We start from the raw sequence: 22,946 nt of genomic DNA, 5'->3' as shown, positions 1-22,946 counted from the left end.
GATTGGGGGGATACCATGAGTCGTATAGAAAAAGAATCACAGTCAAGTTGTTGTTCCAGCCATGGTGAGTCGGAATTCCATAAAACGAAACAAGAAAGTTCCTGCTGTTCTAATGAGGGGGCGGAAGAAGTTTCTACTACCTCAACATGCTGCGGAAGTGATGTCAAAGAGAAAGAAGCTGCCGCCACATCAACATGTTGCGAAACGGATACGAACGAAAAAGAAACTACTGGCCCTTCAACATGCTGTGGAAAGGTCACAAACATGAAAAAAGAACATAAAGAAAGCTCTTCATCCTGTTGCAGTACGGGAGAAAGTAAAAAGGAAGAAATGGATGCAGCAAATAGCCAGCCGGAAGGGCAAAAACCTTTGGAATACAAGATTCATGGGATGGACTGTCCTTCCTGTGCCGCAACCATTGAGAAAGGGTTGCAAAAGACCAAAGGAATTCAGACGGTCCGGGTTAATTATGGTACAGGGAAAATGACTGTGGCTGCCGATGAGCTTTCTGTACACGATGACATCCCTGAACAGGTTCGTAAATTAGGCTTTGAAGCGGAGCCTTTAAATAAATACAATAATAGGCAGACATATAAAATCGAAGGAATGGATTGTGGCTCCTGCGCGATGACGATTGAAAAGCATCTAAGTAGAAACCCACATATTCAAGATGTCCAGGTGAATTTTTCAACGGGAAAAATGCATGTGGCTCATACGACGAATCAAAATGAAATCATCAAAGAGGTCCAAAGATCTGGATTTGATGCTTCCCTAGATTCAATCAGTAACCAGAGGAAAGGGACTTCTGAAAAAAAGAAAAAGGGAAACTCAACCACCACCATATCCGGCCTATTCCTGGCGCTTGGTTTTATAGGTTCTTTTACAAATGTAAGTCCTGAGTTAATTACGGCCTTATATGCTGCATCTATTCTTATCGGAGGATTTAAGCCAGCGAAAAGTGCCTTTTATGCCATTAAAAGTGGTTCCTTAGACATGAATGTGCTCATGGCCTCTGCAGCCATTGGGGCAGCCCTCATTGGAGAGTGGTTTGAAGGGGCGACGGTGGTATGGCTTTTCGCCTTAGGGAACACTTTACAAAACAGGTCGATTGAGCGTACAAGAGAATCGATTCGAAGCCTCATTAATCTGACTCCATCAGAAGCCACCGTTAAGTCCGGGGATCAACTTATCCGAAAACCAGTAGAAGAGGTAGGAGTCAATGATATTATCGTCATCAAACCCGGAGAGAAAATTCCTTTGGATGGAGAAGTGTTAACAGGTACCTCAAGTATCAACCAGGCACCCATCACCGGAGAATCACTGCCAGTAGATAAACAGCAGGGAGATACGGTTTATGCAGGTACCGTCAACGAAAGTGGCTCCTTAGAAGTTAAGGTAACAAAATTAGTGGAAGATACAACGATTGCTAAAATCATTCATCTTGTGGAAGAGGCTCAGGAGAAAAAAGCTCCGACCCAAGCATTTGTTGATCGCTTTGCAAGTGTCTACACTCCTATTGTCTTTACTCTTGCACTTCTTATCATGGTGGTACCACCATTATTTGGATTCGGATCATGGGGAGAGTGGCTTTATAAAGGCCTTGCGTTATTAGTCGTAGCATGTCCTTGTGCATTGGTCATATCTACACCAGTGGCCATTGTATCTGCGATTGGGAATGCAGCTAAAAATGGTGTGCTTATCAAAGGGGGAACCTTCTTAGAGAAGGCTGGGGCTATTCAAGCGATTGCTTTTGATAAGACAGGGACGCTGACAGAAGGTAAACCAAAAGTTGCAGAAGTGATTTCTCTTCAAAACAATCGAGAAGAGTTAATTGGTATCACCCGAACCATTGAAGAACATTCCACTCACCCTATCGCCCAAGCCATCACCAGTTATGCTGTAGAGCGTAATATTGGTACGAAACAAGGGGAAGACTTCAAAGCCATAGCAGGTAAAGGTGCGCAGGCTACAATTAACGGGACAGAGTACTTTGCTGGTAATCCTAAATTGTTCAATGACATGGAGGTTCCTCTTCATGAAATAGAAGAGCGTATGGATTCATTACAAAGCCACGGAAACACGCTTGTAGTGGTAGGTACTCGAACGGAGATTCTAGGTCTGATTGCTGTTGCGGATACCATTCGTGACATTACTGTTCAATCCATTCAAAAGCTCAAACAAATAGGAATGGGAGAAATGATGATGTTGACAGGTGATAATGAAGGAACAGCTAAAAAAATCGCGGACGAAACAGGTGTCGATCGCTACTTCGCTGAGTTATTGCCTGAAGATAAAGTTACCGCCGTGAAGAAATTACAGGATGAAGGGAAGAGTGTTGCGATGGTGGGGGATGGGATTAATGATGCTCCGGCCCTTGCGACAGCTGATCTTGGAATTGCTATGGGTGGTGCAGGAACGGATACAGCCATGGAAACTGCTGATATTGTACTTATGGCAGATAATTTGGAGAAACTTCCGCATACGATCCGTTTGAGTCGAAGAGCCATGAACATCATTAAACAGAACGTCTGGTTTTCGTTGCTTACGAAACTGGCAGCGTTGCTCTTAATATTCCCAGGATTTTTAACGTTATGGATGGCTGTGTTAAGTGACACCGGTGCTGCTCTCATAGTGATTCTCAATAGTATGAGATTGTTAAGGCAGAAATAAATCCCACAAAGAAAGATACCCCTTTTTTAAGAGGTGGTATCTTTCTTTTACATTTTAAAATGGTTTTATATAAGTTTTTCTTCATTATCCATTGGAACATATAAATGTAACGCCTCAATGCGCATATATGAGCGCATATTCATATTATCAGCAGATAAAAAATGACTATTTCTTTTTATTTCTAATAAGAAGAATGACTACAAACGCGCTAAATGCCCCAGCTATAGTCATTGCCATGAGAATTACAGAGATAAAAAGTGGATCCATGCTTGTTCTCCTTTTTATTAAAATTACACTATCAGTTTAACGTTGAGAAGGAAGTCACTCAAACAGGGACAGAGGCAGTTATCACGTACGAGTGAAGAGATAAGCGATTTTCCCTCCATCCACCAACATAAGAGTCTTCTATAAAGAAACTAGTGGTCCAACCTGATTGAAACAAATAACGATAAAGTAGTATGGCATTCTAAGGCACAATGCGCTCTTCCTGAAGTCTTCTTTAATAATTTCCACATGCTTGACCCCGGATATTTTAGTCGGAAGAGAAGTGGCTAGTGTGAGTGGTTGTGATGCTCATCTTTTTGTTCTGCGCAAAGAATGGTATTTTCATGTGAATGTTCACTCGATTCTAATTGTATAGTGACGTGACCGATTCCCTTTTCACGAAGCTGGTTCTCCACTCGTTTTAACAAGTCTTGACATTCCTTGATAGTAAGATTTTTTGTAACTACCGCATGACAGGAGAGGGCGTTTTGACCACTGGTAATGCTCCAAACATGCAGGTCATGGATGTCTTCTATGTCGTCTGTGCTCTGGATGGTTTGGACGATCTCCTCTAAATCTATATTTTTCGGTGTTCCTTCCATAAGAACATGTATAGAATCTCTGGCTACTCGCCAGCCACTAATGAGCACCAATATTGCTACAATCACACTTGCCAATGGATCAGCCCATCCCCAATGAAAGAACATGATAAGAAGGGCGGCGACAATAGCACCTACAGAACCCAATAAGTCTCCAAGTACATGTAAGAACGCAGCTCTCAAATTCAGGTTGTCTTCGGTATCTCCTTGTCTCATTAATATCCACGCGACAAGGATATTCACCAGGAGTCCGATAATCCCGATGGTTAACATTCCAACGGAAGCCACTTCTGGTGGATCCATGAAACGATGGTAGGCTTCATAACAAATGTATAGAGCGATTAAAACGAGCGTCACCCCGTTGAATAGTGCCGCAAGAATTTCAAATCGTTTATACCCATAGGTTTTGCTGTAATTCGCTACCTTTTCTCCCATAATAAATGCTACTACCCCTACACCTAGAGACACAGAATCACTTAACATGTGGCCAGCATCCGATAATAAAGCCAGGCTATTGGTTAAAAACCCTCCAATAGCTTCAATAATCATATAAGTAGTGGTAATGATAAAACTTAACCATAAAGCTTTCTTATTAGCTCTATGCGTATGATCATGACCATGATCGTATCCCATGATATACCTCCTTTAATAATCGTCTTAAAACCATTGTTCACCGTATAAACCATACTAATCCCAACTAACATGGAAATCCTCGACCATCTTTGGCAGGTGATATAATCCATTATATGCACACATAATCATATATACATGTTAACAAGTGGGAAGAATTTAAGTCAATCATATGTAATCTATATAGGGGAGTTATGGTAATATATGATTGTTTCCTGCAATGGAAAGATGAAATGATACTTATTTACAATCGTTAAAGGTGTCGATATTCAATCCTTTGTTTTGCATAGTCCAACCTCTTTTTGTATGTCCTGGAAAGAGGTACCTGGAGATAAGAAGGGGAGATTACTGTTGTTTACTAGAAAAAAACTTGAAAATAAACAAGTATGGGTTTATATGATTAGTTTATTGATGGCAACGGTATTCGGCTTTCTCATGCCTGGATATGCGGAAAGCTTAGGGGCTTTTATATCTATCATTATTGCATTGTTGATGTATAGTATGTTTTCTTAGATTCCATTTACATCATTGAAACAAGCATTTGGAAATCCAAAATACATCAAAGCCTTACTAACCATTAATTTTATAATTGTACCTTGCGTGGTTTGGTTGTTATCTCAATTATTGCCTGAGAGTCCAATACTGCTGATCGGTTTTTATTTGGTACTATTAACTCCTTGCATTGATTATGTCATCGTATTTACTTCCTTAGGGAAAGGGGATGAAAAATTAGTTTTAACATTTACTCCCATTTTGTTTGTGACGCAAATGTTACTGCTACCCGTGTATTTATGGCTTTTTATGGGGAGAAACGCTGCAGGAGTCGTGGAGCCTGCTCCGTTTTTAGAAGCGTTTTTCGGTTTGATTGTTCTACCTCTAAGTGCTGCCTTGTTATTACAAATCGCAGCGAAAAGGAGAGCTTTTGGAAGAAAGGTATTGGACGGATCTGCCTGGTTACCTGTTCCTTTAATGGCTTTGACCCTTTTTATCGTCGTGGCTTCTCAAATTGTTAAATTGCCTACATACGCAGACCAGATTATGAAAGTGGTTCCTTTATACATTGTTTTTATGGTGATTATGCCTATCATAGCTAAATATGTAGCGGAATGGTTTAAATTAGGGGCCGAATCAGGCAGGGCTCTAATTTTTAGTGGATCAACAAGGAATTCATTAGTTGTACTCCCACTAGCTTTGGCATTACCGGAGATAGGGAATGTAGTTGCAGCTGTAATCATTGCCCAAACAATTATCGAACTTATAAGTGAGCTTGTTTACATTCGCGTAGTTCCAGCATTTTTGCTGCGCGATGAATAGGGAAAGAGAGGGTGCTTCCATCGTAAAGGAAGCATCCTCTTTTTCTTTGCCTAGCCTAAGTGTCTGTCATTCATTTAAGATGCCCTCTTGGATGGAAGAAATTCCTCACGATCGCTTGTCTTGGTATCGCGAACGCTAAGGATCAAGTGTCATGGACTATAGCATCTGGTTTTGCTTTTACGGATTAAAATTCGTTTTATACAAATTTCAAAAGAAAGGTTGGCAAGAGATAGTGAGTTGTGTAGAATAATACACGTACATTATTGATAATTAATAAATTAATGTTCGTATTTTATGGGAGGGGAGATAGCATGAGTTTAAAACAAAGATTCAGTTATTTAATTGGGGGCGTGATTTTAGTCTTCTTGTTGGCCGGTTGTGGAGACCAGCCAGAGGAGGCGGGAGCTGCTGACAAAGAGGAAGAAAAAGTGATAGGAATCATAGGTCCAATGGAAGTGGAAATTGACATTCTTCATTCTCATATGGAAGTGGAAGAGACTACGGAAAAAGGGGAATTAACCTTTTATGAAGGGACTTTAGAAGGCCAGCCCATCGTACTTGTGAAGTCGGGAATAGGGAAAGTGAATGCGGCTTCCGCAGCCCAAATGCTCATTAGCGACTTTGATGCGGATGTATTGGTTAACTCCGGTGTCGCAGGCGGGATTCATCCTGATCTAGGTCTTGGGGACATCGTTATTTCTACGAAGACCGTGCATCATGATATGGACGAAACGGCTAAAGATTTTAAGCCAGGGCAAATTCCATACATGGACACAAGGTATTTTGAAGCGGACCAAGAACTGATTCAGTTAGCTAAGCAAGGTACGGAAGGCCTTCCTGATTACGTGGATGTATTCAAGGGTCCGATTGCTACAGGAGACCAATTCATTGCAAGTAAAGAAAAAACAGACTGGATTTATGAAACGTTTGATGCGTATGTAGTTGAAATGGAAGGAGCGGCTGTTGGACAAGTTGCCTATTTAAATGAAATCCCATACGTAGTCATTCGCTCAGCTTCTGATGATGCTGGGGAAGAAGCTGCTGGAATTCAAGAAAACTTTGTGGAAGAAGCAGCGAAGAACTCCAGTCATGTGATTGAAGAGATGCTAAAAAGTATGTAGGAATGGAAAAGAAAAGCCTGACTTCGGATTTCTTCAAAAAATGAAGGGGCCGGGCTAGGTTGAATGAAAGACAGAAAGAATGACTTTCTGTCTTTTTTCTATTCAAATGGAGACTGGGCCCCTCTTCGTATCTATAGTTGAAATCACATTGATTTATAGTATGCTTTAAGATAAAAATTGATGTGATCTACTAGTAAATAGAAGGGATGATATTATATGGAAAAATCAAAAGTGTGGTTTATTACAGGTTGTTCTACTGGTTTTGGGCGTGAAATTGCTAAGAAGGTTATTTCAGCAGGCTATAACGTAGTGATCACTGCTAGGAATATTACTCAAATAGAAAATTTGAATCCGGATAATAAAGAAAATGTATTGATACTTAAATTAGATGTTACAGATAAAAACCAAGTTCGAGAAGCGGTTGCTCAAACTATGGGAAAATTTGGACGTGTAGATGTATTGGTAAACAATGCTGGAATAGGGTATTTCAGTTCTGTTGAAGAAAGCATCGAAGTAGAAACAAGAAAAATGTTTGAAATAAATTTCTGGGGGTTGATGAACGTTACAAATGAGGTACTCCCCCATTTCAGACGACAAGAATCAGGCCATATTATCAATCTCTCTTCTATTAGCGGGTTAGCATCTTCCCCAGCAGTGGGCTATTATAACGCAACTAAATATGCAGTCGAAGGAATTTCTGAAAGTCTTGCAGAAGAAGTCGCTTCTGTAGGGATAAAAGTAACGCTTATTGAGCCGAGTTCATTTCGTACAGATTGGGCTGGGCGTTCAGCGAATCGCACACAAACTACTATTCCAGGGTATAGAGGAACAGTGGGAAGAAGAATTGATCAACCAAGTGGTCAAGAGGCGGGAGATCCAACAAAACTAGCAGATGCGGTCATTACGGTAGCTGACTCTGAAAACCCACCCTTAAGACTATTACTCGGCGGGGATGCTTACAAAATAGCTACTAAGAAATTTACCAATCTACTAAATGATATAGAAAGTTGGAAGGAAGTAACAATGGATGCCGATTTTAAAGAATAAAAACTTAACTGGAGAAGGTGATTTTCAATTAGAGTTACGCTATAATATTGACTTTTAACGAAACGGAATAGACTAAAAAAGCAAAAATAAGAGAGCTTAAGGAAAATGTCCATTAAAGAAGAAATGATAGAAAAAGGAATGACCCAAGGTAAAGCCCTGGGTCATTTTTTAGTCGCTTATAACTTACCGGTTAGAAATTGGGCTTCTCCATTTCCGAAACTCCAATCTGCATCCTCATTATTTGTTATAGATATCATGATATCCTCAGGAGAGATGTTGCAACGTTCGTCAAGGAAAGAAGCTAAATTTTGATAAAGCTTTTCTTTTTGTTTTTCTGTTCTAGGTCTACTTGTTAAAGAAATCACTACTACATTCTTGGTGCGCTCAAACCCAAGGCCCGTATCATGGATGATCATCTCATGTGCTGGGTGCTGGTGTACAATTTGATAACGGTCACTGTCTGGAACCTGGAAAGCATCTACCATAGCTTCGTGTGAAGCGTCTAATAAAGACTGCAGTTCTTCTTTAGATCTTCCTTCTACTAGATCGAACCGAACTAATGGCATTCCTTTTCCTCCTTTGATTAAATTCACCAAAAATATACCATAAAATTTAAAAAATAAATACAATTTATCAAAAAATAATGCATAAAGTGGTGAAGTATTGGTTGTGTTTTGGTAATATGGAGTAAAGGGATTATACAACCATTATTTAATAATGAACCAACAACAAACTAGATTGGGGCTATTTGTTATGTTAAAAATTAAGCGGATTAATGAGGTGCTTCAGTATGTGCAGAAGAAGCAAACTGTCTCCTTAGATGATTTAGTCAATGAATTTAATGTCTCTAAGAATACCATTCGTAGGGACGTGCAAGAATTAGTGGATCAAGGAAAACTTAAAAAGGTTTATGGGGGAGTATCGGCCAATAAATCTTCCACAGTACCTTACCATGACCGGAAAGTACAAAATGAAGAAGGAAAGATTAAAATTGCAGAAATGGCAGCTTCCTACGTAAAAGATGGAGACATTATCTTTCTTGATTCAGGGACGACAACAGTAGAATTGCTAGAATTTATAAAGGATAAAAATCTCATTATAGTTACGAACAATCTGGATTTTACGCTTGAAGCTACTCCTTACAGCAACTTAAGAATTTACTCAACGGGCGGGATGTATGAGAGGTCTACAAAGTCTTATGCAGGTCTGGAAAGTGCAGAGGCGGTCAAAAGTTATAACTTTAGTAAAGCATTCATGGCTTCTACAGGCATTTCCTTAACGAATGGTATAACTAATTCTTCTCCTCAAGAAACGCAAATTAAAAGTACGGTGGTCGACAGAAGTGAAGAGGTCTACCTTTTAGTAGATCACAGTAAGTTCGATCATTACTCTATAACCACGTATTGTGATATGGAGGATATCGACTATTTAGTAACAGATGAAATGCCAGAAGATAAATACAAACAATTTGCTGAAAAGAATAATGTAAAGCTGATTTTTCCCTAACCTAATTCAAGTCTAACCAATTTAGTGGAGGTAATATTCTGAAAAAAGGTTGACTGAAAGCGTTTTAAGTAATATGATTAAACCAGAAGTTAACAATTAGTTAACCAATAGTTAACATAAAAGGTTTCAAAAAAGAAAAAATCTCCCTGAAATATTTATTGAAGGGTAACTGTTGGTCAATTATTTTGTAAGCGTTTGTTAATTAAATGAATTGATGGAGGGATGGAAATGAGCCATTTGCTTAAAAAGCCCCAACATGTGGTGAAATCTGAAGGAGTAACCATAGTCCACGACATTACAGGAGAGCAAAACAACTTAGAATATGTAGGATTTAAAGTAGTGGATTTGGAAAAAGGTTCATTCTATGGTGAACAATTGAATGGTTTGGAATGCTGTATAGTTGTTTTAACCGGAAGGGTTGATGTCAAGGAAGGGGAAGAAATCTTTGAGAATCTCGGTACCCGTGACAACGTGTTTGAACAGAAGCCCACGGATAGTGTGTATGTCTCTAACGATCGCATATATGAAGTGAAAGCGGTTACTGATGCTCGTGTTGCTTTATGCTATTCACCTTCCTCAGAACAGCTTCCCACTAAGCTGATTAAAGCTGACTCGATCGATGTAGAACATAGAGGGAAATACAACAACAAAAGGAAAGTTCATAATATTCTTCCGGACTCTGACCCTTCAGCTAACAGCCTTCTGGTCGTTGAGGTTTATACAGAGAGCGGAAATTGGTCATCCTACCCACCGCATAAGCATGACCAAGATAATTTACCTGAAGAATCCTTTTTAGAGGAAACGTACTATCACGAAATGGATCCTCAACAAGGTTTTGTTTTTCAGCGTGTGTATACGGATGATCGCTCATTAGATGAAACTATGACAGCTGAGAATGGGGATGTTGTCATTGTGCCAAAAGGTTACCACCCAGTTGGAGTACCTGATGGATATACATCCTATTATTTGAATGTTATGGCTGGACCTGTCCGGAAGTGGAAGTTCAATAATGATGAAGATCATGAATGGATTGTAAATCGCGATTAAGAATCTATAAGAATATGAAACCTAAAGAATATAAAGGTGGGCCTCATATGAAAGAAACGATTCGTTTAACAACCTCTCAAGCACTAATTAAATTTATAAATAATCAATATATTCATGTGGATGGAGAAGAGTTCCCCTTTGTAGAAGGTATTTTTAATATCTTTGGGCATGGGAACGTTCTCGGTATTGGGCAAGCTCTTGAGCAAAACTCTGGAGATCTAAAAGTCATCCAAGGAAAGAATGAACAAGGGATGTCACTTGCCGCCATTGCTTATAGCGAAGAAAAACTTAGACAAAAAATTTATGCTGTAACAACGTCCGTAGGTCCTGGTTCTGCAAATACGGTTACTGCAGCTGCAACAGCGCTGGCGAATAATATTCCGGTTTTGTTCCTGCCTGGTGATACATTCGCTACAAGGCAGCCAGACCCTGTTCTTCAGCAGTTTGAGCAAGAAAACAGTATATCAACAACAACCAATGATGCCTTGAAGCCTGTTTCGAGATATTGGGACCGTGTGACACGGCCTGAACAGTTAATGAGCAGCTTGATTCGAGCTTTTGAAGTTATGACAGATCCTGCTAAGGCAGGTCCAGCAACTATCTCAATCTCTCAGGATGTTGAAGGGGAAGCGTATGATTTTGATGTAGACTTCTTCAAGAAACGGGTTCATTATATGGACCGCCCGATTCCACGTGAACGTGAGCTGAAAGGTGCGGAAGAGTTAATCCGCAATAGTAAAAAGCCTGTCATTCTAGTTGGTGGAGGTGCGAAATATTCTCAAGCCCGTGAAATTCTAATGGAGCTTTCTGAAAAGCATAATATTCCTTTGGTAGAGACACAGGCAGGAAAATCTACAGTAGAATCAGACTTCAAAAATAATTTAGGTGGTCTGGGGATTACAGGAACCCTTGCTGCTAATAAAGCAGCCAAGCAATCGGATCTCATTATCGGGGTAGGAACAAGGTACACGGACTTTGCCACCTCTTCAAAAACCGCTTTTGACTTTGAAAATACTCGTTTTCTCAACATAAATGTCAATCGTATGCAGTCCTATAAAATGGATGGATTTCAAGTAGTGGCCGATGCGAAGCTTACTTTAGAGCAATTGCAGCCGCTGCTAGAGGGATATGAAACGGAATTCGGGTCAGAAATACAAGAGCTGAAATCTGAATGGTTAAAAGAACGCGAACGTTTGAGTGAAGTGGTTTACAGTAGAGAAGACTTTAATCCTGAGATTAAAAACCACTTTTCACAGGAAGTTCTGAATGAATATGCAGATGCTTTGAAAACAGAGCTCCCTCAGACAACAGCCCTATTAAAGATAAATGAAACGATTGATCCGAGTAGTGTGATTATTTGTTCGGCAGGTTCTCTCCCAGGAGACCTGCAAAGGCTTTGGCATTCTACCGTACCGAATACTTACCACTTGGAATATGGTTATTCTTGCATGGGATACGAAATATCCGGAACACTTGGCTTGAAGCTTGCGAACCCGGATAAAGAAGTATATTCCATCGTTGGAGACGGAAGTTTTCTAATGCTTCATTCAGAATTTATTACTTCACTTCAATATAATAAAAAAATCAATGTCCTTCTGTTCGATAATTCTGGTTATGGCTGCATCAACAATTTACAAATGGACCATGGCAGTGGCAGTTACTATTGTGAATTTAGAACAGACGATAACGAGGTCATGAATATCGACTATGCCAAAGTGGCTGAAGGTTATGGCGCTAAAACCTATAAAGTACATTCATTAAAAGAGTTAGAAGAAGCATTGGAAGATGCGAAAAAACAGGACGTATCCACTCTGATCGACATGAAAGTGTTACCAAAGACTATGACTGATGGTTATCAAAGCTGGTGGAATGTCGGAGTAGCGGAAGTATCAGAAAAGGAAAGCGTTCAAAAAGCTCACGATCATCGAATGAAGATGCTTGAGGAAGCAAAGCAGTATTAGAGTTTAAGGTAAAAACTGAAGATGGGAGGGTGGAAGTCTCCACTCTCCTCAATATTCATAGTTTTAGCAAGCGGTTACAATCACAATTTTTTGATTATTAAAAAAAGTTATAACCTGGAGGCCGAGGTAATGAAAAAAAATATGACCCCACGTAAGTTTTTATTTATTATCATTGTTTGTTCAACATTTGGTGGGCTTTTGTTTGGTTATGATACAGGCGTCATTAATGGTGCATTGCCATACATGTCTAAAGAAAGTCAGCTTAATCTAACCCCATTCCTTGAAGGGTTAGTTACTAGTTCCCTCTTATTCGGGGCAGCTATCGGAGCGATTATTGGAGGTAGGGTCTCTGATAGTATCGGCCGCAAGAAAACCATTATCTTTTTAGCGGTACTTTTCTTTTTTGCAACGTTAGGGGTATCTTTTACGCCTGGTGTGACATTGATGATCATTTTCCGGTTCCTACTTGGTCTTGCGGTTGGAGGAGCATCCGTGACAGTTCCTACATACTTAGCGGAAATGGCTCCATCTGAAAGTCGTGGCAGGATGGTGACACAAAATGAATTGATGATTGTGACGGGACAGCTACTAGCCTTTACGATCAATGCTATTTTAGGGAACATGTCAGAAGGGAACGACAGTGTCTGGAGAATAATGTTATTGATTGCTGCTGTTCCTGCGGTAGTATTATTCTTTGGTATGCTGCCGCTACCGGAGAGTCCAAGATGGCTGATGAAAAATGAGAAAAAAGACCAGGCAATGGGCGTGCTGCACAAAATTCGTGAAAAATCTAAAGTACGTGGTGAATATAACCAAATTGATGCTACCGTCATTATGGAGGAAAAGTTAGATAAGGCCACATACAAGGATCTAACGGTTCCATGGGTTCGCTATATTTTGTTCCTGGGTATAGGGATTGCTGTTGTTCAGCAAATCACAGGGGTCAACTCCATTATGTACTATGGGACAGAGATTTTGCGAGATGCTGGTTTTAGTACAAATGCGGCATTAACAGCAAATATTTCAAATGGGGTTATATCCGTTCTTGCTACATTTGTTGGAATTTGGCTTTTAGGAAAGGTCGGGCGCAAACCGATGCTCCTCGTTGGTCAATTCGGAACATTAACGGCATTGCTTTTGATAGGTATTTCATCTTTAGTTCTGGAAGGGACAGTCGTTTTGCCGTACGTCGTTATTTGTTTGACAGTTATGTTTTTAGGTTTCCAGCAAGGCGCGATTTCTCCAGTTACCTGGCTGATGCTTGCAGAGATTTTTCCATTGCGACTCCGCGGACTGGGAATGGGTTTATCTGTATTTTGTCTCTGGATGGTTAACTTCGGAGTCAGCTTTGTTTTTCCTATTCTTCTTGCTGGAATCGGATTGTCTTCCACATTTTTTTTATTTGCCGCTCTCGGAGTGTTAGCAATTGCATTTGTTATCAAATTCTTGCCTGAAACCAAAGGTAAAACATTAGAAGAAATTGAATCATATTTCAAAAAACGAGAAAATCAAAAAGAAGATGTAAAAACAAAAGCCTTATAAACTTAGAGGAGGATGATTATGACGATCAAAATAGGAGTTATTGGAACAGGTGCGATAGGAAGAGAACATATCGATCGAATAGAAAACATTCTATCTGGTGGTGAAGTTAAAGCGGTTACAGATGTGAACCAGGAGTCTGCTTATAAAGCTGTGAAGGACTATAACTTGGATGCTACGGTCTATCCTGATGATGTAGCTCTTGTAGGGGATCCAAACATTGATGCCGTTTTTGTGACAAGCTGGGGACCTGCACATGAGCAAAGTGTTCTCTTAGCTATTGAAGCAGGGAAATATGTATTCTGTGAAAAGCCGTTAGCGACATCTGCTGAAGGGTGTATGAGAATAGTCGATGCGGAACAAAAGCAAGGGAAACGTCTTGTCCAAGTTGGGTTTATGCGCCGTTACGATGAAGGATACGTGCAGCTAAAGGAGGCCTTGGACAATAACGAAATCGGCGATCCGTTGATGATTCACTGTTCCCACAGAAATCCAGGTGTTGATGAAAATTACAAAACCAATATGGCAGTAACGGAAACATTAATCCATGAAATTGATGCCCTTCACTGGCTTATTGATGACAATTATGAATCCGTCAGGGTAGATTTCCCTAGAAAAACAAAGCATTCCCATGCGGAATTACAAGACCCTCAGGTATTTACACTTAAAACACAAGGAGGAGTGTTGATCCATGCAGAAGTCTTTGTGAACTGTAAATATGGTTATGATATCCAGTGTGAAGTTATGGGAGAAGAAGGGATTGCTAAACTGCCAGAAGTAGCTAGCGTAGTTGTTCGTAAAGAATCTAAGCTGAGCTCTAATATCCTGAACGATTGGAAAATAAGATTTATGGATGCTTACAACAAAGAACTACAAAATTTCCTTGATTCAGTGGAGAAATATGGGGAACCTCAAGGTCCTACATCATGGGATGGATACATTGCAGCTGTTACTGCTGATGCTTGTCTGCAAGCTCAAGAAACTGGAGAAGAAGTAGATATTAAGCTTCAAGATACCCCTGATTTTTATAAAAAACAAGTGGCTGTACGTAATTAACATTTAACAAATACATTATTAATCTAATTGGGGGAGTATGGGACACATATGACCGTAACAAACTTCCCTTCCTAAAATAGTAGGAGGATCTAACCTTCATATTTCCCTGAAGATTCATATTCAAAACCTGCTGGTAATGTAGCAGATATCGGTTAAGTCCAAACAGTTAAAAAAGGAGATGTTTCCATTGCGTTTAGCATATGATCCGTCACATTATCGTGATAATACAAATTTAAAAGATACGATCGACGCAGTTGCTAGATTAGGGTACGAATACGTTGAGTTATCCCCGCGTAAAGATTTTATTTGGTTTAATGAATACCCGAAAGTTGATAAGCAGCTGATCAAAGATCTAAAAAGATATTGCTCCGATGCCGGTGTCAAAATCTCTTCTGTGCTTCCTGTCCAACAATGGTCCTCCCCCATTGAAGAAGAACGCCAAGCCGCAGTGAGAAATTGGAAGCGCTGTATAGAAGTCACTTCTGAATTAGGGGTGGACTTAATGAACAGCGAATTTGCCGGTGACAAAAGCCGTCCGGTTCAAAGTGAAGCTGCTTTTGTGAAGTCCATGGATGAGCTCATGCCACTTTTTGAAAAAGAGGGAATTAAACTCAATTTGCAATCTCATCCTCATGATTTTATTGAGTTGAACACGGAAGCTATTAAAATGATTCGAGCATTAGATAAAGAGTGGATTAAGTTGGTTTACTCTGTTCCACACGCTTTCTTTTATGATGATGGAATTGGCGATGTAGAACAACACCTGGAGGAAGCGGGTGATTTACTTGATCATGTTCTAATTGCGGATACTCTTAATCATAAAGCGGCATATGGACTGCGATATATTGTGAATCCACCTGATGCAAACGTTACGGTTCACCAACATTTGAATCCAGGTGAAGGGGAAGTGAACTTTGAAGCACTCTATCGTAAATTAAGAGAAATGGAGTTTGATGGAATTGTTACAAATTCAGTCTTCTCCTACCCTGATAAACCAGAATGGTCCAATGAAATAACCCTTAAATCCATTAAAGAGGGTTTAAATATATAATCACTCATCCTTTTTAAGGATATGGAAAATACGTGAGGAATTAAACACCTGGTCATCATCAAGAGTGGGTGCGTCACATAAGCCACTGCTATGTGACGCAGCTCTTCTAATGGTTAAGGAGGAATAGGGAATGAAATTATGTTTTAATCAGGCGACTACGCTTGAAAACTCAAACCTTGAAAAAGACTTAAATTATTGTGACAAGCACGGATATGATTATATCGAAATACGGGCGATGGATAAACTTCCTGAATATCTGGAGTCCCATTCCTTAGAGAATTTAAAGACTTTCTTTAAAGACCATCATATTAAACCGCTAGCCTTAAATGCTTTGGTCTTTTTTAATAACCGTGAAAATGAAGAACAAGTTTTAAATGAGTTTAAACAAATGGTTGAAACAGGAAGTGAACTAGGTGTTCCATATATCGTCGCGGTTCCACTTGTAACAGAAGAAAAAATTTTGCTGAAGGACATTGAAGAAAGTTCCGTTAAAATGCTTAGAGAATTTTCAAGTATTGCAGAACCATACGGTATCAAGGTTGCCCTCGAATTTGTCGGCCACCCAGAGTGCACGATTAATACGTTTGAGCAGGCTTACGATATTGTGCACAAGGTAGATCGTGAAAATGTAGGACTCGTCTTTGACTGCTTCCATTTTCACGCTATGGGTTCAAGTTATGAAGCTTTAAAAGAAGCGAATGGAAAGAAAATTTTCATTCTTCATATTGATGATACAGAAGACTTCCCAATTGGTTTATTAAGGGACGAAGACCGTGTCTGGCCTGGAGAGGGTGCGATTGATTTAGACAGGCTTTTATCTACGTTGAAAGAGATTGGTTATGAAGATGGAGTTGTATCCGTTGAGTTGTTCAGACCTGAATATTACGAAATGGATGCAGAAGATGTGATTAAAAAGGCTAAGGATACAACACTTGATGTAGTTTCCAAGCACTACGATACTCAACCAATATAAATAAGAGGATTGATACCTATGAATACGAAGGAAAACGTGCTGACGTCCCTGGTATCTATGAAGGATATGTTGTTAAAAGCAAAACAGGAAAACTATGCTGTTGGGCAATTTAATATTAACCACCTGGAATCCATCCAAGCTTTTCTAGCTGCAGGGGAGGAAGAAGGTTCTCCATTAATACTAGGAGCATCTGACCGATTAATAGATTACCTCGGCGGATTTCAAACAGTAGTCTCCATGGTGGAAAGCCTTGTTAAAGAGATGTCTATTTCTGTGCCGGTTGCCTTACATCTCGATCATGGCAAGAGCGTGGAGAGTTGTAAAGCTGCTGTGGATGCCGGTTTCACCTCTGTAATGATCGATGGATCACATTTCCCCATTGATGAAAACATCAAAATGACAAAAGAAGTTGTGGTTTATGCTCATTCTAAAGGGGTTTCCGTGGAGGCAGAGGTTGGCTCAGTCGGCGGAACAGAAGATGGCGTAGTCGGTGGTGTTAAATATGCAGATCCTGATGAATGTTTGAAACTAGTTGAGGAAACGAATGTTGATGCGTTGGCAGCTGCTCTTGGATCTGTGCACGGTCCTTACCAGGGGGAGCCGAAATTAGGATTTGAAGAGATGAAACAGATCTCTGAAATGACCCAAGTCCCACTGGTGCTCCACGGAGGGTCTGGGATCCCTATTTATCAATTACAAAAAGCGATTCACTTTGGACATACTAAGATAAATGTCAATACAGAGTGTATTCAAGCGTGGACAAATGCTGTAAGGGAAGTTCTTAACGCTGATGCACAAGTCTATGAACCTAGAATTATTCATACGCCGGCTAAAGAGGCGATGAAAGAAATGGCTAAAAGTAAGATGAGAGAGTTTATGAGCAGTAAAAAAGCATGAAGAGGAGGGGCGATCATAGGTCGTCCTTTTCAAACGAATATAAATATTTTTAAGAAAGGGGAACATGGAAATGGCTGAAAAAACTAGAATTGGACGAACGGATTTACATGTGAATCCCATTGGACTTGGTACAAACGCAGTCGGAGGCCATAACTTGTATCCAAATCTTGATGAACAGCAAGGAGTGGATATGGTAAAAGAAGCAATTGAAAATGGTGTAGATTTTCTGGATACCGCTTTTATATATGGGCCTGGGTATTCGGAAGAGTTAGTAGGAAAGGCCATCAAAGAAATGGGCAATCGCAATGAAGTTGTCCTAGCTACGAAAGGTGCCCAAAAGTTTGTTAATGGTGAGGAAGTTTTGGATAACTCCCCTATCTTTCTTAAGCAATCAGTAGAAGATAGTTTGAAGCGTCTCCAGACTGATTACATCGATTTGTATTACATTCATTTTCCTGATGAAAACACCCTGAAGAGTGAAGCTATAAGGGCTCTCAAAGAACTAAAAGACGAAGGTAAAATACGTTCCATTGGCGTTTCTAATATGAACCTTGATCAGCTGAAAGAAGCCAATAAAGATGGGCATGTAGATGTATTTCAAGGCTTATACAACCTGCTACAGAGAGATGCGGAAAAAGAATTCTTTCCATATATTCTTGAAAATGAAATTTCGTTTGTACCTTTCTTCCCATTAGCTTCAGGTCTCCTTGCTGGGAAATACGATAAACATACGACGTTCCCAGAATCTGATTTGCGCTCCAGCATGCCTCATTTTCAAGGAGATGCATTCATTCAAAACCTTGAAAAAGTAGAACAATTACGAACGATAGCGAATCGAAAAGGTGTTGAAATTCCTCATTTAGTACTTTCCTGGTACCTGGCACATGAAGCCATAGATGTTATTATTCCAGGCGCAAAAAATGGAGAACAAGTGAAAAGTAATCTAAAAACGCTTAAAGTCAATATGAATAAACAAGAATTCCATGAGATTGACAAACTATTTGCCTAGCTTCTAAAAAGGCGAGAGGGAGGATCCTCTCCCTTGTGTATTTGTTTATTCATACTCCTGACACATTGGAGAGATCTCTATGAAGCTTAGGCTGTCTGATAGACTGTTTATTCTATATTCTGTAGTTTTAGCTTTATACTTGATAAATGTTTTCCTAGAGCTATCTTACCTTGAATGGATCGTAGGAATTTTAGCTGTTCCAACGCTTTTGGTTTCTTTCTTTTATGCGACCCGTTTGTTTAAAGTCTTGGGAGGTATCTTTCTAACTACTGGAAGTTTTATGTTCCTTTCAGCAGGCATTCATTTTCACACACTTCCTTTGTACCTTATATCTAACATGAATCTCCTTGTTTTTTTAAGCATGTTGCCGTGGATCAATAGTGCTGCCTATATTGGGCGGTATGAAAAGAGTATTAAAGGTCTTATGAAAGTGAATGTTCGCCATCTAGGTGATTTGTACCCTAAAAGTGTATTTACAAGTGGAACTTTAATGACTTTTTTAAATTTGTCAGCTGTGAATTTATCTCAGGGAATATTGATAGATTCATTAAAAGGGGTAAAAAAAAGAATCCGTGATCGGTTTATTGCAAGGTCCACAATACGGGCTTATGCATTGGCAATGATATGGAGTCCGATGGAAATAATGGTCGGTATTGTTGTTGATGCTACAGGGGTTAGTTATTTAAGTTACCTCCCGTGGCTTTTGTTGGTATCGTTCACAGTCCTAATCCTTGATTTACAGATGGAAAAAAATGCCTTTCAATCCATTCCATACAAAGGTTATGAAATAGGGGATGGGTACCAGGCTAAGAAGAAAATCTATTTGAAAATGTTCAAATTGTTGATGATTTTAGGGTTGTTTTTAGCTGCGGTGATGATAACGAGTGAGTGGTTGCAATTTAGTTTTATTCTTGCTGTCACGTTGGTCATTTTCCCGTTTTCTTTCGTTTGGGCGTTCTTCATGAAAAAAGTTTTTCTTTTCTTGAGAATTGGATACAAAACCTGGCGCCAGAAAACAAATCACTTGCAGAACTTTTTTGTACTTTTTATTTCTCTATCACTTTTTTCGAAAAGTCTTAATCAAACAGAAGCCCTTACGTGGATTCAATATCTGTTTACTGTATTTAAAGAATATCCTGTGATCATACTGGGGTTAATTTTATTTACCTACATAGGACTGGGTCTTTTGGGAGTTCACCCCATTGCCACGGTTGGTGTATTACTTGAAATCTTACAGCCACTTTTTGAGGTCTTCAACCCAATGGGAATCGGCGTGATGTTGATTGTAGGAGCTTTGGCAACGGCGAGTTCTGGAACTTATGGAATTGTTGTTACCCTGACATCTATAAATACCCAGCAAAACCCATATGCAATTACAGTCACCAACTTGCCCTTTACTTTGATTTTTGGATCTATCGGAATAGTGACAGCTTATTTTCTGTTATGAGTAAGTTTAGAGGGGAAAAGCTAAACCGACCAATTTTAGAGTTGGTTTTTGAGTAAATTTAGGTTAATTTTTGATTATATTTTGTAACATTCTGTTGCAATTCTGTTCAGAGTATTATATTGTAATATTAAGATATTTAAACGCTTTCAAATCTAAAAAAGTAAAAGGTGAGTCTACTATTCTTAAAAGTTAAGAATTAATGGAGGGGATCACATGTATAACTTGGAATTCAAAGAAGATCGACCCTTAGATCTTATTGGAGTCGGAAGATTGTGCATTGATTTAAATGCAGATCAATTTAATCGTCCAATGGAAGAAACCAAATCTTTTACAAAGTATGTAGGAGGTTCCCCGGCCAATATTACAATTGGTGCTGCGAGACTTGGTCTAAAACCAGGGTTTATAGGTAAGGTTTCAGATGACCAAATGGGTCGTTTCATCGTGGATTACTTAAAAGGGGACAATATTGATACAACGAATATAGCTGTTGATCATACAAGAGCTGTTACAGGCTTAGCTTTCACTGAAATTAAGAGTCCTGAAGATTGCAGTATCTTAATGTATCGAGATAACGTGGCAGATCTGAAACTAAGCACAGATGATGTTTCAGAGGATTATATAAAAAATGCAAAGGCCCTCCATATCTCTGGTACGGCACTTGCGGCAAGTCCATCGAGAGAAGCTGTCTTCTTAGCGTTGGAATACGCTCGGAAACACGAGGTGGTAGTTATTTTTGACATCGACTACCGTCCGTACACTTGGAACAACGATAAAGAAACAGCTACGTATTATAACCTTGCTGCTGAAAAGTGTGATGTTATTATCGGCACAAGAGATGAGTTCGATATGATGGAACAGTTTGAAAAAGAGAAGAAAACAGATGAAGAGACTGCTTCAAAGTGGTTTAGTCATAACGCTGAAATCGTAGTGATTAAACACGGATCCAAAGGTTCTTTCGCTTATACCAAGGACGGAAACTCACATACGAGCGGTACCTTTAAAACTAAAGTGTTGAAAACCTTTGGTGCTGGTGACTCCTATGCATCCGCCTTCATTTATGGTCTATTTCAACATTGGGACTTATCAAAAGCAATGGAATACGGTAGTGCATCAGCCGCTATTGTCATTTCAAGACACAGTTGTTCAGATGCCATGCCGACAACTAAGGAAATTGATGATTTTAAAGCAAAAGCCGAAAGACAGGAGATTTCATGATTTACCTATAATGGAAAGCAACTTATATAATTATCATCACTATTTTAAGGAGGAAAATTAAATGAGTAATGTTACAAGTGAAGTGAAAACACTAAAAAACTATATTGGTGGCGAATGGGTTGAGGCGAAAAGTGATCAAACAGAAGAGGTTTATAACCCTGCTACGGGAGAAGTCATTGCTAGGGTACCGATTTCCTCAAAAGAAGATGTAGATTATGCAGTTAACGTTGCTAAGGTAGCTTTCGAGGATTGGAAAGAAGTACCGGTGCCGAAAAGGGCTCGTATCTTGTTTAAGTATCAGCAACTTCTGGTTGAACACTGGGATGAACTAGCTGAATTGATTACTCTTGAAAATGGGAAAAACTTGAAAGAAGCTAAGGGTGAAGTACAGCGGGGAATTGAAAATGTTGAGTTTGCGACAGGTGCCCCTACTCTTATGATGGGCGATCAATTACCGTCAATTGCGAAAGGTCTTGAATCGGGTGTCCAACGCTATCCAATCGGCGTTATTGGAGGAATCACACCATTTAACTTCCCGATGATGGTTCCATGCTGGATGTTCCCAATGGCAATTGCCACTGGTAACTCTTTCGTCATGAAGCCGTCTGAGCGGACACCCCTCTTGGCCAATCGTTTGGCTGAGTTATTAGAAGAAGCAGGGTTGCCAAAAGGCGTTTTCAATATCGTTCATGGCGCACATGATGTTGTTAACGGACTGCTTGACCATAAGAAGGTTGCAGCCATTTCCTTCGTTGGATCTCAACCGGTAGCAGAATATGTATATAAACGCGGTACAGAAAATCTTAAGCGTGTCCAAGCTCTGGCTGGAGCAAAGAACCATTCCATCGTTCTAAATGACGCTAACATGGATAATGCTTCTACACAGATTCTTAATGCAGCCTTTGGTTCAGCAGGGGAGCGTTGCATGGCTGCCTCTGTGGTTGCCGTTGAAGAGTCTGTAGCTGATGAGTTTATCGAGCAGCTTAAGAAGAAAACAGATGAGATCAAAATCGGGAACGGTCTTGAAGATGATGTCTTTTTAGGACCAGTTATTCGTGAACAGCATAAAGAACGTACAATCGGCTATATTGAAAAGGGTGAACAAGAAGGTGCCAAGCTTATAAGAGATGGTCGTCAAGATAATACCTCCCAAGAAAATGGTTATTTTGTTGGACCAACAATTTTCGATAACGTAACAACAGAAATGAAGATCTGGCAAGATGAAATTTTTGCACCTGTTCTTTCTATTGTACGTGTTAAGAATTTAGATGAAGCTGTAGAAGTCACAAATGAATCTCCATTTGCCAATGGAGCTTGCATTTTCACTAGAGATGGAGGCAGTGTTCGTCAGTTCCGTGAAACGATTGATGCAGGTATGCTCGGTGTCAATATTGGAGTTCCAGCACCGATGGCATTCTTCCCATTCTCTGGATGGAAAAATTCCTTCTATGGAGACTTGCATGCCAATGGCAAGGATGGGGTAGAATTCTTTACCCGTAAAAAAGTTATGACTACTCGCTGGGTATAAGTCAGCTGAAAAAAGGGAGGGCAATCTCCCTTTTTTTCTGCCTGATTTTGTAAGTGTTTACATAAGTGGAGG

The 22,946-nt window shown here is 39.7% G+C and carries 17 protein-coding genes and 1 pseudogene; 16 read left to right on the top strand and 2 right to left on the bottom strand.

The genetic code is table 11. From position 1 onward, the window contains the following. Positions 1-15: 15 nt before the first annotated feature. Complete coding sequence (locus BMZ58_RS09205) at positions 16-2,670, top strand: heavy metal translocating P-type ATPase (RefSeq protein WP_075036309.1); 2,655 nt, start codon at positions 16-18, stop codon at positions 2,668-2,670. 551 nt (positions 2,671-3,221) lie between these two features. Here BMZ58_RS09205 and BMZ58_RS09200 read toward each other — a convergent pair. Further along, the gene (locus BMZ58_RS09200) at positions 3,222-4,166 is read right to left on the bottom strand and encodes a cation diffusion facilitator family transporter (RefSeq protein WP_075036248.1); all 945 of its coding nucleotides are present in this window, start codon (positions 4,164-4,166) and stop codon (positions 3,222-3,224) included. Between the two features lie 348 nt (positions 4,167-4,514). On the opposite strand from BMZ58_RS09200, the pseudogene BMZ58_RS09195 reads away from it, so the two are divergent. From BMZ58_RS09195 to BMZ58_RS09185, 3 genes and pseudogenes are all read left to right on the top strand, one after another. Further along, positions 4,515-5,477: pseudogene (locus BMZ58_RS09195) on the top strand (arsenic resistance protein). A 311-nt stretch (positions 5,478-5,788) separates the two neighbouring features. Then, positions 5,789-6,598 (top strand): 5'-methylthioadenosine/adenosylhomocysteine nucleosidase, encoded by an 810-nt coding sequence (locus BMZ58_RS09190; RefSeq protein WP_075036247.1) that lies wholly within the window; start codon positions 5,789-5,791, stop codon positions 6,596-6,598. 216 nt (positions 6,599-6,814) lie between these two features. Then, positions 6,815-7,645, top strand: coding sequence for an oxidoreductase (locus tag BMZ58_RS09185; RefSeq protein WP_075036246.1), 831 nt, complete (start codon positions 6,815-6,817; stop codon positions 7,643-7,645). A gap of 176 nt (positions 7,646-7,821) precedes the next feature. On the opposite strand, the gene BMZ58_RS09180 is transcribed toward BMZ58_RS09185, so the two are convergent. After that, complete coding sequence (locus BMZ58_RS09180) at positions 7,822-8,211, bottom strand: tautomerase family protein (protein WP_075036245.1); 390 nt, start codon at positions 8,209-8,211, stop codon at positions 7,822-7,824. A gap of 187 nt (positions 8,212-8,398) precedes the next feature. Here BMZ58_RS09180 and BMZ58_RS09175 point away from each other — a divergent pair, with 187 nt between their 5' ends. The 12 genes from BMZ58_RS09175 (at position 8,399) to BMZ58_RS09120 (ending at position 22,874) form a co-directional block, all read left to right on the top strand. Continuing rightward, a complete protein-coding gene (locus BMZ58_RS09175) occupies positions 8,399-9,151 on the top strand; it encodes a DeoR/GlpR family DNA-binding transcription regulator (RefSeq protein ID WP_075036244.1) in 753 nt (250 codons plus the stop codon). 228 nt (positions 9,152-9,379) lie between these two features. Beyond that, positions 9,380-10,198, top strand: coding sequence for a 5-deoxy-glucuronate isomerase (gene iolB, locus BMZ58_RS09170; protein ID WP_075036243.1), 819 nt, complete (start codon positions 9,380-9,382; stop codon positions 10,196-10,198). A 47-nt stretch (positions 10,199-10,245) separates the two neighbouring features. Further along, a complete protein-coding gene (gene iolD / locus BMZ58_RS09165) occupies positions 10,246-12,159 on the top strand; it encodes a 3D-(3,5/4)-trihydroxycyclohexane-1,2-dione acylhydrolase (decyclizing) (protein WP_075036242.1) in 1,914 nt (637 codons plus the stop codon). 129 nt (positions 12,160-12,288) lie between these two features. Next, positions 12,289-13,701 (top strand): sugar porter family MFS transporter, encoded by a 1,413-nt coding sequence (locus BMZ58_RS09160; RefSeq protein WP_075036241.1) that lies wholly within the window; start codon positions 12,289-12,291, stop codon positions 13,699-13,701. Between the two features lie 18 nt (positions 13,702-13,719). Then, a complete protein-coding gene (gene iolG, locus BMZ58_RS09155; RefSeq protein ID WP_075036240.1) occupies positions 13,720-14,754 on the top strand; it encodes a bifunctional inositol 2-dehydrogenase/D-chiro-inositol 1-dehydrogenase in 1,035 nt (344 codons plus the stop codon). A 187-nt stretch (positions 14,755-14,941) separates the two neighbouring features. Further along, complete coding sequence (locus BMZ58_RS09150) at positions 14,942-15,805, top strand: sugar phosphate isomerase/epimerase family protein (protein ID WP_075036239.1); 864 nt, start codon at positions 14,942-14,944, stop codon at positions 15,803-15,805. A 130-nt stretch (positions 15,806-15,935) separates the two neighbouring features. After that, positions 15,936-16,778 carry a 2-keto-myo-inositol isomerase gene (gene iolI / locus BMZ58_RS09145; protein ID WP_075036238.1) on the top strand — a complete coding sequence of 281 codons (843 nt, stop codon included), beginning with the start codon at positions 15,936-15,938 and terminating at the stop codon, positions 16,776-16,778. Between the two features lie 18 nt (positions 16,779-16,796). Continuing rightward, positions 16,797-17,675 carry a class II fructose-1,6-bisphosphate aldolase gene (fba, locus tag BMZ58_RS09140; RefSeq protein WP_075036237.1) on the top strand — a complete coding sequence of 293 codons (879 nt, stop codon included), beginning with the start codon at positions 16,797-16,799 and terminating at the stop codon, positions 17,673-17,675. Between the two features lie 70 nt (positions 17,676-17,745). Then, entirely contained in the window at positions 17,746-18,684 is a 939-nt protein-coding gene (locus tag BMZ58_RS09135; protein ID WP_075036236.1) for an aldo/keto reductase, read from the top strand. Between the two features lie 490 nt (positions 18,685-19,174). Further along, positions 19,175-20,131 (top strand): hypothetical protein, encoded by a 957-nt coding sequence (locus BMZ58_RS09130; RefSeq protein WP_244151520.1) that lies wholly within the window; start codon positions 19,175-19,177, stop codon positions 20,129-20,131. 213 nt (positions 20,132-20,344) lie between these two features. Then, positions 20,345-21,346 (top strand): 5-dehydro-2-deoxygluconokinase, encoded by a 1,002-nt coding sequence (iolC, locus tag BMZ58_RS09125; RefSeq protein WP_075036234.1) that lies wholly within the window; start codon positions 20,345-20,347, stop codon positions 21,344-21,346. A gap of 61 nt (positions 21,347-21,407) precedes the next feature. Next, a complete protein-coding gene (locus BMZ58_RS09120) occupies positions 21,408-22,874 on the top strand; it encodes a CoA-acylating methylmalonate-semialdehyde dehydrogenase (RefSeq protein WP_075036233.1) in 1,467 nt (488 codons plus the stop codon). Positions 22,875-22,946 lie beyond the last annotated feature (72 nt).

Origin of the sequence: Halobacillus dabanensis, assembly GCF_900114165.1 — a bacterium.
Taxonomy (GTDB): domain Bacteria; phylum Bacillota; class Bacilli; order Bacillales; family Halobacillaceae; genus Halobacillus; species Halobacillus dabanensis.
Note: the sequence above shows the minus strand (reverse complement) of the source record. Positions and strands in the feature narration are given on the sequence as shown.